The sequence below is a fragment of the Pelagicoccus albus genome, from assembly GCF_014230145.1.
GTDB classification, from domain to species: domain Bacteria; phylum Verrucomicrobiota; class Verrucomicrobiia; order Opitutales; family Opitutaceae; genus Pelagicoccus; species Pelagicoccus albus.
Genome location: NZ_JACHVC010000013.1, coordinates 609648 through 623421, shown reverse-complemented (window position 1 = coordinate 623421; position 13774 = coordinate 609648). Strand labels below are relative to the sequence as shown.

Below are 13774 nucleotides of genomic sequence, written 5' to 3'. Positions count from 1 at the left end.
GATATTAGAAATGGGGAAATTCGGTTTTGCCTACCCCTTGGGTTCAGGAAGTCGACGTGCCAGAGAAAAGGCGAATAGGTACAGGACGCTGAATGCTCCAAAGGCCACGATCGGTCCTGTAAAAGCGAATACGCTCCCTAAGGCGATGGGGCCAAATCCGCTGCCCATCGCGGCTCGGGCCCGAAAGAGCCCTAGATATTCCCCTTGGCGGTCGTGGGGGGCGTACAGTGATGCCAGACTCGATAAGGCGGGAAAGACGAGTCCTGCTCCAGTTGCTAGAAAGATGAGCCCGGTAACCAGTCCATATGAAGGAAGGGGGCTGGCCATGATTGCCACTCCCAGAGCGGCCAATACGAAACCGATGAAGCTACATTGCCTTTCATCCATGTACTTCGATAAACGAGGCAGGATGAACGATTGGCTGATCAATTGGAAAACACCCGATGCCGCGTAGAGCAGACTGGTTTTGCTCGGAGTCCAGTCGTAGCGGTTTAGGGCCAGAAACGATAGGTTGAATTGCACCGCGGCATAGGCGAATACGAAGATGAAGAAAACAAAGTTGAGTTGATTCATTGCCTTTTCTGGCACCCGGTGGAGGCGTCCCAGTATGGTTTTGACGCTTACATCCAAAACTTGGGTACGAGCCTCACGAGGATGGGATTCTCTAAAGAGAAAACGCACCATCCACAGGTTTAACACGCAGAACATCATAGAACCAAAAGCTACGAAGGAAAAAGGATTCACCCCGTAGTCTCGCAGGTAAGGCACATAATCGAGCGGATTTACTTTAACCAACAGACCTCCGATCAGGGGAGAGAGCGTCGAACCAAGGGCGAAACCCATCGCCAAAACGTTCATTCCCAACATGCGGTGGTGACGGCTGGTAGAGTCGCTGATCGCCGCCGAAGTAATCGACATGTTACCGGAAGTGATCCCTGTAAAAGCCCGAACCAAGAGGAAGAGCCAAATCGTGTCGCTAAATATCCAGAGGATCTGGGCGGCAAGCTGAATCCAAAGCGACCAAAGAAGGATCGGTTTACGGCCCTTATGATCCGAGAATGCTCCCCATACCGGGCCTAGGAAAACCTGGGATAATCCGTATATAGTGGCTGCTACGCCTCCCATCAGAACAGAGGGAATACTGTATTCGGCCAAATAATACGCCATCATGGTGGGGATGAGTGGTATTATTAGCCCGTAGGCTAGGTAGTTTAGCCAAAAGGTAAATCCGATCACGGTGAGCTGTCGCCAAGGAGCCGGTGGCTTGGCAGCATTCTGGGGATCAGACTGTGGAGGAATGTCAGTCTCGTTCATGGTTCAGGGGACGAGTTGCTGACAGTGCCATTGGCCGTCTATTAGGGTTGCTCGGCGACGGTCGTGTTGGCGATCTGAGGGCGATGTTTTCAGCCGTTCTATTTCTTCGGGTTCGAAAAGAATGGCTCGGACGTGGCTAGGCGTAGTTTCTATGGATTTGCCTTCGCTTCGTTCGGCTACGGTTTCGGAAACTTTCTCGATGCTCTCGATCGCTTGGCCGGGGATGAAGCCGTCCCCGTAGGCAAGGTCGAGTCGGCGAACGCTAGGTGGTAGTTGGCTCCAACGAGCTGAGGCTACATCCGGGCTTTGGCTAATGCACTTGCCGGTTATCCGGTATTGCAGGCCAAGGCTTGGCCACCAAAGCATGATTTCCGCTTTTGGGTTTGCGGAGAGTTGTCTCCACTTTTGATGAAATTCGCTAGCGACAAGGAGGAGGCCTTTAGCCGTGAGTTCGTGGATAACGACTGTCCTCACGCGTGCTTGTCCGCTACTATCGCAAGTCGCAAGCGAGCCGAGAAACGCGTTTGGTTCTGACGCGTCTTTAGCGCTTTGGAATTCGAGGATAAGCTCGTCGAGGAGCGAGAGAGACATAGGCAGGCCCTAGCAGAAAGTGAGCCCACTTTCTTCAGTAGTGGATAGTTCACTCCGCTTTGCTCGGCAGGTTTCTTGCTAAGACGGGCCTATGCTCCGAACGATTACCTACTCAGTCGGGTCGATCACTTTCGAATCCCGTTGCTACATCCCACCTTTTTCTGAAAAGCCCGGCCCCGCTCTCATCGTTTTTCCAAACTTATGGGGTCCCAACGACTACTGGGACGAGATGCTAGAAAAGTATTCGACCCTAGGATACGTGGTCATGATTGTCGATATGTACGGAGTAGATACGCGCCCAGAAACTTTCGATGAGGCCTATGAAGTGATCAAACCTCTCAAGGCGGATCGCGAAGTGACTCGCCAACGGGCTACGGCTGCCCTGGAGAACTTGGCCGCTCTGCAGGAGGTTGATTCAAGCAAGGTTATCGCAACGGGATATTGCTTTGGCGGTATGTGCGTATTGGAGCTCGCTCGCATTTCAGCTCCAGTTCTGGGAGTTGTCTCCCTGCACGGTACTCTTAAGTCGCCGCTAGCGTTGGGGCAGGGAGATACGATTAAGCCCAGCGTCTTGGTATTGCACGGAGCCGAGGATCCGGGGATTCCAGACGAGGAGGTTGCTGGATTTATGGCCGAGATGCGGGCAGTGGACGCAGATTGGCAGCTAGTGCATTTTGGTGGACAGGTGCACGCCTTCACTGACCGGAAGGCTAACCGTCCGGGGCATGCAAAGTACGATGCTCTAACAGACTCTCGGTCATGGGGCATGATGGTTCAGTTCATCGCCGAGAAATTCGGCTGATGTTGAGCCATTCATACGATCATGGCGCTGTCCGAGGTGGTACAGCTTTTGCTGAATGCGGAATCACTTCGCCGACCCTGTTTCGCGCTGTGTCGACTTCACTTAGAAAAACGATGACTAACCCCGAGCTTTCGAGACGAAATTTCCTTCAAAAGACCGCCGTTGCTTCCGCCGCCTCGCTTTTTGGTTTTCCGAATATTCTCAAGGCGGCTGACACTAAGCTGAAGATGGTGCTGAACTGGCGTTACGAAGGCCCGCAGGCTTGGTACTTTCTCGCCCAGGATCGTGGCTATTTCGCGAAAGCGGGGATCGACATCCAGATTGACCAGGGAAACGGTTCCGGCGCTGCGGTCGGAAAAGTCGCTGGTATCTACGATGTTGGTTTCGGAGATGTGAACGCGCTGATCCAACTCGCGGCTCAGAAGCCAGAGGAGGCCCCTGTGTGTGTCTATCAGCTCTACAACACGCCACCGTTCACGATCGCGGTGCTGAAGGATGGACCGATCAAGACTGCCAAGGATCTGGCCGGCCGCACCTTAGGGGGAGCTCCAAATGATGGAGCGCTTAAGCTTTTTTCCATCTTTAGCAAAGGGGCGGGGATTGATACGTCCAATATCGATATCGTTCACTTCCAACCGAACATGCGCGAACAAATGCTGCGCACGAAACAGGTGGATGGCGTTTTTGGATACGTGAATACAATTCGTTTTTCCGCGAAACTTTCAGGGATGGATCCGGACAACGATCTGCGGTTCATCAATTTCAGCGATTACGGAATCGATCTCTACTCCAACGGGATCATCGTAAACAGAGAGCTTGCGGTCGACAAACCGGAGATTGTGAGAGGTTTGGTTCACGGCATTAATCGCGGGATTTCAGACGTGATCGCGGATCCCAATGCGGGAATCGCAGCGGTGGCGAAGCGGGAAGGGCTGATTAACCGGAGAGTCGAGAAGGAGCGTTTACTCGCCACGCTAGAATTTGAAATGAACCATCCGGAAATCGCTACTCACGGGCTGGGGGCGATTGATGAGGAAAGATTCAGCGGAGCGATCGATACGGTAGTCGAGGCGTACGGACTGCCCAGAACTCCGAGTATCGAAGAAATTTATACGCCGGAGTTTCTGCCTCCTGAAAGCGATAGACTCTACAAGCTACTCTGATAGTTTGCCTGCCAATTCCCCTTGAAACCGCTCATTCAGTTCCGAGATGTCAGCGTCACTTATGGTGATGGGGCTGACGCTACCTTGGCGTTGAGCCCGACGAACCTCTCGATCGAACAGGGGGATTTTATAGCGCTTGTTGGTCCGTCTGGCTGCGGGAAGTCGACCCTGCTGAAATTGGCCAGCGAGCTTCTGGCACCGAGCTCAGGCGCTCTAGAATTTTGTGGGGTCGAGTCGGTGAGAGTGGGGATGGCGTTTCAATCGGCTAACTTATTGCCGTGGCTTAGCATTCGGAAAAATGTCATGATGCCGCTCAAAATCGTGCCACCCTACAAGGCAGAGTATCGAAAGAAAAGATACAACGAGTATAAGGATCGAGTCGATCAGCTGCTCGATCAGGTGGGGCTACTTTCGTTTGCTGAAAAGCAGCCTTGGCAGTTGTCGGGTGGTATGATGCAACGGGCGAATCTTTGCCGAGCTCTGGTGCACGAGCCGGATTTGCTGCTGCTTGACGAACCTTTTGGCGCGCTCGATCAGTTTACTCGAGAAGAGCTTTGGGGTACCTTGCAGGATCTTTGGCTGAGCAAAAAACCGACGGTTATGCTTGTCACTCACGACCTGAGGGAGGCTGCGTATCTCGCCACCCGTATTTGTGTGATGAGTCCACGGCCGGGGCGGATTCTTGAAGATCGCTCTGTGAGCTTTCCGCGGCCCCGTAGCTTGCAGACGACGTTTCAGCCTGAGTTTTCCAGCTTAGTTCAAGAGTTGCACGCTTTGATCTCTGTACCAAAAAAACAAACACAGGAGTTTGCTCGATGAGGGATAGAATCAAGCGATTTCTGGCGTCGTTATCTTTGTTTGTCGCGGTATTTGTATTGTGGGAGGTGGTAGTAGTCGTTTTCCAGATATCGGAGTTGGTGCTCCCCAGGCCGAGCCAAGTGTTTACCGCTCTTATTGATTATTGGTCGGGTATACTGCCGCATGCTTACCAGACTCTTTACACCACTTTGCTCGGTTTCGCGCTAGGCGTGATTTGCGGGCTTTTCCTCGGTGTGGCGATTGGTTCGTCGCGATTGGTTTACGACACTGGATATCCCTTGCTGGTTGGCATATCCTCGGTTCCCAAGGTGGCCGTGGTACCCATTTTCGTCCTGTGGTTTGGCGCTGGTTCAGTACCAGCGATTTTGACTGCGATGATCATTTGCGTCTTTCCGATCGTAGTTAATGTGGCCACGGGCATCGCCAACGTGGAACCAGAGCTAATCGACGTGATGCGGGCGATGAAAGCGAGCCGCCGAGAGATACTCTGGAATGTGAGCTTGCCGCGTTCGCTACCTTATTTTTTCGCCTCACTCAAAGTAGCGATCACTCTGGCTTTTGTCGGAGCGGTGGTGGCGGAGACCGTCGCCTCCAACAAAGGAATTGGCAACATGATGATGATTGCGTCCTCGTCATTCAACGTGCCGCTTGTCTTTGCTGGTCTACTGATCCTGGCCTTTCTAGGCGTGTTGCTGTACGGAGTCTTTGCCTTGCTCGAACAACGTTTTGCTGGCTGGGCCACAAGACGGAGTCGTTAACCTTCAAACGCAAATCTGGAGAATAATTTTTATGACAACGAATTCTATAAAATCGATCGCTGTGTATTGCGGTTCGAATACGGGAGCTGGAACCAAGTACATGGATTCGGCGAAGGAGCTTGGCACTTTGCTGGCGAAGTCCGGCATCCGGCTGATTTATGGAGGCACACACAAAGGCTTGATGGGAGCGATTGCTGACGCGGTTCTGGAAAACGGAGGCGAAGCTTACGGTGTGATTACGGAGCGACTATTGGGAAAAGGGCATCTTCATGATGGGCTCACAGGACACGAAGTCACTGCCACCATGAAGGAGCGAAAACACCGCATGGCGCAGCTCGCCGACGCTTTTATCGGGATGCCAGGCGGAATCGGTACGATGGAAGAATTTTTAGAAGTTTGGACGCTTAACCAATTGGGCGATCTCGATAAACCGCCCGGCTTGTTCAGCGTGGACGGCTATTTTGAACCGTTCATGGGTTTTATCGATCACATGATTCAAGAAGCATTTTTGCCAGCCGCTCACAGAAACTCGGTAGTGGTGGAAAGCGATGCAAAGGCCCTGTTGGAAGGTTTACTCAGCTTCGAAAAGGTGACGGTTCCAAAGTGGCTGTAGTGTCACAGCGGCTATTGATCAATCGAGTAGGCCGCGTTGTTTCAAATCGGAAAAAATCAACCGGCTCGCTTCGGAAATTTTGTCACTATCCCTTGAGTCGAGCCACGTGATCTCTTCGATTTCGGAAGAAGGCTTGAGCGTACCTTTAAAGGGAGCGGAATAGCAGGTCATCTTAACGATCAAGCCCTCCGCATGCCCATCCGCCTGAGCTTCATAGACTCCAATCAAAGCCGCCTGGTCCGCGAGGATTTCCACAGCAAGCTCCTCTTTCACTTCTCGCACCAAAGTTTCGGTGTCGGTCTCGCCTGCTTCCCGTTTGCCGCCCGGAAGGTACCAGACATCCTTCCCTTTGCTGCGTGCCCCGAGGATCTTTCGATCTGCGAGGTGTATCCAAGCGATCTTATCGATAACTTTCATCTAGGGCAGGGCAGCGTTCGAGGAAGTTCACCTGCGACTATGCAGAAGTGGTTTGAAAGGGGTTGAGCGGATAGCTGCTCATTTTGCCCGGGTTGAGAATACCTTTCGGATCAGTTTGGCGTTTCAGTTCGACCTTCGCCTTTATGAGGTCCTCGAAATAGCCTTCCTCCAGGTGGTAAACGTGGGGACTTGTGGTGGTGCAGCCAACTTCTTCCGCGTAGGCTACGATTTCGTCGAGACGCTCTTTCGTGGTGTAATTAATCGCGGGACCGCCGCCTGGAACGACGGATTCTTCTCCTGCCTTCCACTTGCTGGTAGCTTTCACCCATTCGAAATGGGAGAATATTTCTTCAGGGAAGCGTTCCTTCAGTTTCTTGGCCGCATTGAGAGGATCCTCTCCGTAGTCTACTTGCAAATACGTCCAGTGTGGATGGTCCTTTAGAATCCAGAGCATGGTATGGTTCCAAGTGTAGTCGGTTATGTGGGGCGGGCGTAGGGGCTCGACCGCGGCGATGAAATGGCAATTTTGAATGCCTGCTTCTTTGGCCAAGGCGAGCAACTCCGGTGTTTTCGATTCGTCAATCTGTATGAACGCGGAGTGATGGCCTTGCGGGAGATATTTCTTGAGGGGCTTGAAAGTATCGGAGATTGGCCCTTCAAAGAAGGAAACCAATCGCTTGGGCAGGTCGCTACGGTTAGCGATTTCGTGACACCAGTTGTAGAGTGCATCGAAGTCGGAGTGCGCAAAAATGTGTTGGTCGTACTTTCGCTTAGGAGCCATGCGTAGGGTAAGTTCCACTACGACTCCTGTGGTTCCGTAGGTGTTGATGGCTGGGAGGCAATCGTCCTCTTCGAAGGTTAGGATCTTCGGCTCGGCCTCGACAGTTAGGATTTTCAAACGCTTTACCATGCCACCATTGGCAGTGCCACCGTAGGTAATGGAACCGATGCCGCCTGAGCCTCCGCAGATGAAGCCAGCGATAGAGCTCTTGACGAAGGTCGAGGGAATGCAGCGCATTTCTAATCCGCTTTCTCGGGCTTTGTTCTCCAGGTCAATCACCCGGACGCCCGGCTCTACGGTCGCCTCGCCATCTGCGATTTCGATGATCTTATCTAGCTGCATCAACTCCAACAAAATACCGCCGTAGAGTGGAGTGCATTGCCCGTAATTTCCGGTGCCTCCACCGCGAACCGTTACAGGGATCTGCTCAGAATAGCACCAAGATACCAAGGCTTTGAGTGTTGCGAGATCAGGTACGAGCACGACTGCGTCAGCCCGCTTCGATTCGAGCTCATTTTTGAGCAGCGGGGAGAAGTAGGCGAAGTCTTTGGAATACTTCTCTAGGTCTGTATCCTCTTGGAGAATACGAGAAAGGTCGACGAGTTGGGCTAGCGATTCGAGTCGTTCAGGTGTTAATTGAGACATGGCAGGTTAGTTAAGTGATTCGGGTAGAAATGAGTTGGATATGGCAGCTTTCCAATCGAGGTCTGCGGGCACCATTTCGAGGTCGCGCAGTAGTTCGAACTGGGTTCGCGTGCGGCTCGGGTCGATGGCGTAAAAGGATTCGTCCCACTGGTAATCGCCGTCCACTAGGTGGTAGTTTATGATTTGCTTGCGGCCCCATTCAACGTGGTCTGGCTTGAGCACAGGATTCAGCTCGACGAGCAAATCGTTTGTGGCTGAGGCATCGCCGTTTAGGTAGTCTTGCCAGCCGCGAGCTGAGGCTCGAACAACAGCTTTAACCACCTCAGGATGTTCGGCTGCGAACTCTTCCCGCGTATATACGCAGAGGAAGGTTTGATAACCAGCGTCGGCAAGAGGAAGAAGCTTTAGGTCGATGTCCGCTTTTTCAACCTGGTAGGGCTCGTTGGTGAGATAGGCTTGTTGGACAAACTCTTTCGATTCGTCTGCCATGAATCTTTGGATACCGTAGTCGTGCGGAACGGCTCGCAGCTTTATATCAAAATGACGTTCCATCCACAGGTGAAACGGTTTTCCTAGCTGGAGCATGACGGTATGCTCATCTAGCTCAGGAATTGAGTTAGCCGGATTGGACTCGTGAAGCATCAGGGCCAAGGGCGAACGTTGGAAGTAGACCGATACGGCAAGCAAGGGCATGCCGCGAGCTCTGGCCATGAGAATATCCTCGATACGGGTGATGCCAAAATCCGCTTGGCCGGAGGCGACCATCTGGGCGTTGATCATTTGCGGATTGCTAGGTTTTACGTCCAGATTCACGCCCTCATCGCTGTAGAAACCTTGCAGGGAAGCGTGGAAAAATCCGCCTGTTTCAGGCTGGGCGTACCAGTCCGTTTGCAAAACGTACGGCTTCGAGTCAGCCGCCTCTTCAGCGTTTTTGTCCCCGCACCCAGCCAAGAAACTGAGAGCAGCGAGGGAAGCGAAGCCGGCAGATTTCGCGACTACTGATTGCATAAGGTTACGATGCTTTCCGCCAGAGCGGCAGCTCCTTTGTCCAACCACTCTCTTCCATCTTCGATGGTTGCGAGACTAGCGTCTCCGATTACTCCGGAATCTGAAATATCCGCCGTTACCCAAGAGTAGGTCGCAGGGGCGCACTCGGCCCTTAACTCTGCGGGATCGTCTACAGAACCTGGATACTCGCAGGGTAGGTAAGTCGAATCCACGAGTTGATGGTCTTCGGTGGCAGCCATCATCCAGGCGGTTTCAACCTGATTTGCGTGGAATCCGAAAGCCGCTTCCTGCTTGCTGATTGGAGGAGCGAAACCGGAGCGCAAGAAACAGGTCGAGATGTCGGATTTCTCAGCTTGGAATTCCTGCATGCAGGCTCGCACAACGGACATGTTTCCGCCGTGCGTATTCAAAAAGGCGAACTTACGGAAGCCCCAGCCGTAGCACTGCTGGAAAATGCTGTGAACGAGGCGGCGGAGAATTTTGGCAGGGACAAAGAGGGTTCCAGGATAGCCTACATGTTCGTTGCTTTTGCCGATGGTGACTGGCGGGGTCACGAAGACTGGCGTTCCTTCTGGCACTTTAGGCAAGGCCAAGCTAAGCCACGCTTGTCCCATCAAGGAATCGACTGCAACCGGCAATTGAGGACCGTGCTGCTCGATGGCTCCCGTAGGGATAATAACCAAAGCTGACTCTTTGTTGGGAAAAGCCTCGATCTGGGATGGCGAGTAGGATGGGAGATAGAACTTTCTGTAGCTTGGGAAGCTCATGAGGCAGGCGGGATGTAGTCGGTTTTGAAAGTGATGGCACCGTCGTTGGGTAGAGGGGCTCGTTCGGCGATCTCATGCAGGAGGCGAGCGAGATGTGCGCCCGATTCTTCCAAAATGGCCGGAGCAGTCTCAGCGGCTTCGGCCGGTATCAGGCCACCTTTTAAAGGATCGCAGAATTTCGGTATTCCAGGCTCATAGGCATCGTTCGGAATAGGATCTGCAGATTCCACGGCGGGCTCGTCCAAGAGGTAAACCGCCAGGGCTCGCGCCTTCTCGCGGTCTGGCGTTTTAACCGGACCGCTATTGGCGCTTCCCATTCCCATGGCGGAGGCTTGCCGGTATGGGTGTAGATCCAATCCGAGGCCACTTAGGTTTACGCAAAACATCTGCAGCCCGTGTTTGATTCGCATATCCCGTCCCATGATGTCGGTAAACTGTTCGTTGTATGGGCCGGTATTGAAAAGGATGACCTTTTTAAAGCCGGTAAGCTTGATACTGTCCAAAACGCTATCAACGAGATCGTACGCAGTTTCGAAATCCAGAGAAAAGGACGCATTCGAGAATGGTTGCGGCTGGAAACGAACGGGCGGGGTAACGAGGATTTTTTCGCCCAAATCCGCTTTCTGTATCGAGTCTTTCAGTACGGCAGACCCGATTGTCTCTTCCACATCCATGCCGAGTCCGATTCCCCAGTCGGCGAATCCATGCAAAGGAACGACGACAAGAGTCTCCTCCTTATCCGGCCAGTTGTAGATTTTAGTCCAGGTGTAGTGGGCCCATGAACTGGTGATGTCTGAATCTGCTATCTTTATGAACATGTCGTTATTCGAAAGGGTGTGGCTTTTAGCGACGCGCTCCCACAGTTAAGCCTTCGCCCGTGGGAAGTATGGTTGAGACGAAATCCGGGTGTTCCAATATCGCCTTGTTAAACTGTATGCAGCCGTTGATTAGAGCCGCTTCCTCCTCGTCCGCTGGAGGGGACGCGATTCGTCCGTACGCGAAAGTGTTGTCCGCTACGAGTAAACCGCCTGGCCGAAGCGCTTCAGCGGCCAGCTCGAGATACTCCGGATAGTGGTCGCGATCCGCGTCCAGAAAAATGAAGTCCAGTTTCCCTTTCGCTGCGACTTGGGCAAAGCCTTCCAGCCCTGGAGCTTCGATACAGGTTACTTGTTTAGCGTATCCATATTTCTCGAACGTTTCTGTAGCGACGGCGACGTGCTTGGGCTCGATGTCGACTGTGTAAAGATGTCCGTCCGCAGGGAGCTCCCTTGCGATGCAGAGCCCGGAGTAGCCTCCCAGTGTTCCGATTTCCAAAACATTTTTTGCTCGGCATGCGTTCAGCAAGAATGCGAGGTGGCGCGTGTCTTCCCGCGTTAGTTGGATACCCGGTAAGTCCGCGGCGGAACTACGCTCGCGCACTTCTTCGAGAGCAGGATCGTCATCGAGCAGAAGCTCGCTGACGTAGTTGGATATAGAGGCGTCTTGCAGTGAGAAGTTTTTTAATACGTCAACCATGGCTTAGTGTCGCTTACCCAAAAAGGGGGAGTATTTCTAAAGCCATTAGCACGAAGAATGCCGTTTGGTAGAAAAGCTGCTAGAGCAAATGCGCTTAATTTTTGATATGCCCGTATTTGACCTAAGTTCCGTTTTAGAGGTCCTCGGCACCGTATTGCCAGAGGAGAGAATCATCCTGCGAGAAGGCTCCTTGGAGAAACTCTCGAAGGATTTCTACTGGTACTCGCCTGTACTCAAACGTCAGCTTGAAGACAAAAAGGCCGATTTCGGATTGATGATCGAAACCCGGGAAGAGCTGCAAAAGGTGATTTCGATTTTGTTCGAATACCAGGTTCCGATCCAAATTAGAGGAGGGGGAACCGGGAACTACGGTCAGCTGATTCCTCTCTATGGTGGAGTGATACTAGACCTTTCCGGAATGGATGCGATTCATTCGGTGGAGGAAGGGGTTCTCCGAGCGGAGCCCGGTGTTAGGATAGCGACGATCGAACTAGAAGCGGGCAAGGCAGGTTACGAGATGCGCTGCATTCCGTCGACTTGGGTCAAGAGTTCCTTCGGCGGATTCCTAGCCGGTGGTTCGGGTGGAATCGGTTCAATCACTTACGGTGGAATCGCCTCCAATGACAACATGGTTTCTGCCACCATTTGCACAGTCGAAGCAGAGCCGAAGATTGTGAAAATCGAGGGACCGGATTGCCTGCGTGTGTTACACACTTATGGAACCAACGGGATTTTGGTGGAAGCCGAGATGAAGCTGGGTGTGAAGCGAAAGTACGAGCAACTGATTTTCTCCCATGCCGATTGGAGCACGCTGTTCGATTGGACCAATTCAATTGCCCAAGACCGCTCGATTCTGAAGCGCTTGGTAACGCAGTTTGATGGTGACATCGTCGATGCGTTTAAACCTCTCAGACGTTACTTTACCGAGGGAGAGCACGTCACTTTTCTTCTTATCGATGAAGCTTTCGTGGAAGGCGTTTTGGCTAGCGCTGAGGAGGCGGGCATCCGTTTCTGTCATCAAATGCCGCTCAACTTCCCGCCAAAGCCGCCCTACCTGACAGACTACACCTGGAACCACACCACGCTTTGGGCTCTGAAGAAGGATCCTAACATCACCTACCTGCAACTCGGCTTCGGTCCAACTGGTTTCAAGGAGCGGGCCCAGCTGCTCAAGGATGCGTTTCCGGACGAAATCTTCCACCACCTTGAATTCACCGCCAACCATGAGCCGGAAGGCGAGGCGACCGGCATCAGCTGCGGAGGACTGCCTATCGTCAAGTTCACGACCGAGGAGCGCTTAAACGAGATTATCTCCTTCTGTTGGGACAATGGTATCTTTGTGGCGAATCCGCATACTTGTATCTTGGAAGAAGGCGGTCGGCATGACGATTTGGACGAGAAGCGTCGCCTAAAATCTCTCTACGATCCGAAAGGCCTGCTCAACCCAGGTAAAATGAAAACCTACGAAAGCAATCCTTTCACCGCCCCTGTATAATGTTTACGAATACGAAATATTTCCGACAGATCTTTAATGCTAAAGTAGTTTCCAGCCTAGGACTCGCGTCTTCGCTAGTTTTCCTAGTCGGCTGCGGTAACGATGAATCAACGGAGGCTGGTGACGAAAGCGCGTTGACCCCGGTTAGCATCCAAACCGACTGGTATGCCCAGCCCGAGCACGGTGGATTCTACCAGGCGAAGGTTGCCGGCATCTACGAGGAGGCAGGGCTGGATGTGACGATTTCCCAAGGTGGGCCCAATTCCAACGCGGTTATGAAAGTGGCCCGCGGTCAGATGGATTTCGGGATCGGTCGCTTGGACGACATCGCTCTCAGGATCGAAAAGGGCTTAGATATCGTGATCGTCTCCGCTCTCATGCAGCACGACCCGCAAGCACTGTTGCTCCATGCAGACAACCCGATTTCTAAAATCGCAGAACTCGACGATCAACGAATCATGATTACTCCGGGCTCTGTCATGGTACAGATGATGGAGAAAAAGTACGACCTCTCCATCCGTATCCAGCCCTTGGATTTCGGGATAGGGCGCTTCCTTTCCGATCCCGGCTACATCCAGCAATGTTTCGTGACAAGCGAACCCTATTTTGCCCGGAAGAACGGAGTCGAATCCAAGGTCATCCTTATTTCCGATTTGGGATTCGATCCTTACCGAGTGATTTTTGCCAATCGAACTATGGTTGAGGAAAAGCCTGATGTGGTGGCCGCCTTTGTTGCCGCTACCATAGAAGGTTGGTCTGACTATGTCGACGAAGCGACCGATAGAAGCGCCGCAAACGCGATGATCTCTACCGAGAACAAGATCATGGATGATCCCGAGCTGCTCGCCTTTTGCGTGCAGTCCATGAGGGATTACAACTTGATTCACGGAATAGAAGAAGAGGGAGACGCGAACGGTTTGCTTCGCAAAGCGCGTATCCAAGAAGCCATAGACTTGATGGTGGAGCTAGACATACTCGAAACCATCACCCAGGCGGAAGACGTCTATACCACGGAGTTCCTGCCTGAGAACCTGCAGTCCATGCTGTCCGACGAAGAGAAAGTTCCGTTTCAGCCTTAGGTCCTGA

General features: G+C 52.6%; 15 protein-coding genes. 7 read left to right on the top strand and 8 right to left on the bottom strand.

The window, feature by feature from the left end; all coding sequences use genetic code 11:
* Window positions 1-30: 30 nt before the first annotated feature.
* Complete coding sequence (locus tag H5P27_RS17920; protein WP_185661800.1) at window positions 31-1314, bottom strand: MFS transporter; 1284 nt, start codon at window positions 1312-1314, stop codon at window positions 31-33.
* Window positions 1315-1317: 3 nt separating this feature from the next.
* Window positions 1318-1905 (bottom strand): pyridoxamine 5'-phosphate oxidase family protein, encoded by a 588-nt coding sequence (locus H5P27_RS17915; protein ID WP_185661799.1) that lies wholly within the window; start codon window positions 1903-1905, stop codon window positions 1318-1320.
* A 91-nt stretch (window positions 1906-1996) separates the two neighbouring features.
* On the opposite strand from H5P27_RS17915, the gene H5P27_RS17910 reads away from it, so the two are divergent.
* The 5 genes from H5P27_RS17910 to H5P27_RS17890 all read left to right on the top strand — a co-directional run bounded on the left by H5P27_RS17910 (window position 1997) and on the right by H5P27_RS17890 (window position 6060).
* Entirely contained in the window at window positions 1997-2707 is a 711-nt protein-coding gene (locus H5P27_RS17910) for a dienelactone hydrolase family protein (protein ID WP_185661798.1), read from the top strand.
* A 113-nt stretch (window positions 2708-2820) separates the two neighbouring features.
* Complete coding sequence (locus H5P27_RS17905; protein WP_185661797.1) at window positions 2821-3870, top strand: ABC transporter substrate-binding protein; 1050 nt, start codon at window positions 2821-2823, stop codon at window positions 3868-3870.
* A 21-nt stretch (window positions 3871-3891) separates the two neighbouring features.
* Window positions 3892-4689, top strand: a complete 798-nt coding sequence (locus H5P27_RS17900) for an ABC transporter ATP-binding protein (RefSeq protein WP_185661796.1) — start codon at window positions 3892-3894, stop codon at window positions 4687-4689.
* Window positions 4686-5447, top strand: a complete 762-nt coding sequence (locus tag H5P27_RS17895) for an ABC transporter permease (RefSeq protein WP_185661795.1) — start codon at window positions 4686-4688, stop codon at window positions 5445-5447. Before H5P27_RS17900 ends, H5P27_RS17895 begins: the two co-directional genes overlap by 4 nt.
* A 31-nt stretch (window positions 5448-5478) precedes the next feature.
* On the top strand, window positions 5479-6060 hold the full coding sequence (locus H5P27_RS17890; protein WP_185661794.1) for an LOG family protein: 582 nt from the start codon (window positions 5479-5481) through the stop codon (window positions 6058-6060).
* Between the two features lie 18 nt (window positions 6061-6078).
* Here the strand turns inward: H5P27_RS17890 and H5P27_RS17885 are convergent, their stop codons facing one another.
* From H5P27_RS17885 to H5P27_RS17860, 6 genes are read right to left on the bottom strand one after another with little or no spacing between them, the layout of a single operon-like run.
* Window positions 6079-6477: an NUDIX hydrolase gene (locus tag H5P27_RS17885; RefSeq protein WP_185661793.1), complete on the bottom strand. Its 399-nt coding sequence runs from the start codon at window positions 6475-6477 to the stop codon at window positions 6079-6081.
* A gap of 37 nt (window positions 6478-6514) precedes the next feature.
* Window positions 6515-7903, bottom strand: coding sequence for an FAD-binding oxidoreductase (locus tag H5P27_RS17880; protein WP_185661792.1), 1389 nt, complete (start codon window positions 7901-7903; stop codon window positions 6515-6517).
* Window positions 7904-7909: 6 nt separating this feature from the next.
* Complete coding sequence (locus H5P27_RS17875) at window positions 7910-8911, bottom strand: ABC transporter substrate-binding protein (protein ID WP_185661791.1); 1002 nt, start codon at window positions 8909-8911, stop codon at window positions 7910-7912.
* Window positions 8899-9678: a creatininase family protein gene (locus tag H5P27_RS17870; protein ID WP_185661790.1), complete on the bottom strand. Its 780-nt coding sequence runs from the start codon at window positions 9676-9678 to the stop codon at window positions 8899-8901. The genes H5P27_RS17875 and H5P27_RS17870 overlap by 13 nt, the downstream gene beginning before the upstream one ends.
* Entirely contained in the window at window positions 9675-10496 is an 822-nt protein-coding gene (locus tag H5P27_RS17865; RefSeq protein WP_185661789.1) for a creatininase family protein, read from the bottom strand. Before H5P27_RS17865 ends, H5P27_RS17870 begins: the two co-directional genes overlap by 4 nt.
* A gap of 25 nt (window positions 10497-10521) precedes the next feature.
* Entirely contained in the window at window positions 10522-11193 is a 672-nt protein-coding gene (locus tag H5P27_RS17860) for an O-methyltransferase (protein ID WP_185661788.1), read from the bottom strand.
* A 106-nt stretch (window positions 11194-11299) separates the two neighbouring features.
* On the opposite strand from H5P27_RS17860, the gene H5P27_RS17855 reads away from it, so the two are divergent.
* On the top strand, window positions 11300-12688 hold the full coding sequence (locus H5P27_RS17855) for an FAD-binding oxidoreductase (RefSeq protein ID WP_185661787.1): 1389 nt from the start codon (window positions 11300-11302) through the stop codon (window positions 12686-12688).
* Complete coding sequence (locus H5P27_RS17850) at window positions 12688-13767, top strand: ABC transporter substrate-binding protein (RefSeq protein WP_185661786.1); 1080 nt, start codon at window positions 12688-12690, stop codon at window positions 13765-13767. The genes H5P27_RS17855 and H5P27_RS17850 overlap by 1 nt, the downstream gene beginning before the upstream one ends.
* Window positions 13768-13774: the final 7 nt, after the last annotated feature.

Excerpts from the sequence above, each read along its gene's own strand:
- H5P27_RS17910 (WP_185661798.1), top strand. The coding sequence starts at position 1,997 with ATGCTCCGAACGATTACCTACTCAGTCGGGTCGATCACTTTCGAATCC.
- H5P27_RS17885 (WP_185661793.1), bottom strand. The coding sequence starts at position 6,477 with ATGAAAGTTATCGATAAGATCGCTTGGATACACCTCGCAGATCGAAAG.
- H5P27_RS17855 (WP_185661787.1), top strand. The coding sequence starts at position 11,300 with ATGCCCGTATTTGACCTAAGTTCCGTTTTAGAGGTCCTCGGCACCGTA.
- H5P27_RS17905 (WP_185661797.1), top strand. The coding sequence starts at position 2,821 with ATGACTAACCCCGAGCTTTCGAGACGAAATTTCCTTCAAAAGACCGCC.
- H5P27_RS17920 (WP_185661800.1), bottom strand. The coding sequence starts at position 1,314 with ATGAACGAGACTGACATTCCTCCACAGTCTGATCCCCAGAATGCTGCC.
- H5P27_RS17850 (WP_185661786.1), top strand. The coding sequence starts at position 12,688 with ATGTTTACGAATACGAAATATTTCCGACAGATCTTTAATGCTAAAGTA.
- H5P27_RS17890 (WP_185661794.1), top strand. The coding sequence starts at position 5,479 with ATGACAACGAATTCTATAAAATCGATCGCTGTGTATTGCGGTTCGAAT.
- H5P27_RS17880 (WP_185661792.1), bottom strand. The coding sequence starts at position 7,903 with ATGTCTCAATTAACACCTGAACGACTCGAATCGCTAGCCCAACTCGTC.
- H5P27_RS17915 (WP_185661799.1), bottom strand. The coding sequence starts at position 1,905 with ATGTCTCTCTCGCTCCTCGACGAGCTTATCCTCGAATTCCAAAGCGCT.
- H5P27_RS17895 (WP_185661795.1), top strand. The coding sequence starts at position 4,686 with ATGAGGGATAGAATCAAGCGATTTCTGGCGTCGTTATCTTTGTTTGTC.
- H5P27_RS17870 (WP_185661790.1), bottom strand. The coding sequence starts at position 9,678 with ATGAGCTTCCCAAGCTACAGAAAGTTCTATCTCCCATCCTACTCGCCA.
- H5P27_RS17865 (WP_185661789.1), bottom strand. The coding sequence starts at position 10,496 with ATGTTCATAAAGATAGCAGATTCAGACATCACCAGTTCATGGGCCCAC.
- H5P27_RS17860 (WP_185661788.1), bottom strand. The coding sequence starts at position 11,193 with ATGGTTGACGTATTAAAAAACTTCTCACTGCAAGACGCCTCTATATCC.
- H5P27_RS17875 (WP_185661791.1), bottom strand. The coding sequence starts at position 8,911 with ATGCAATCAGTAGTCGCGAAATCTGCCGGCTTCGCTTCCCTCGCTGCT.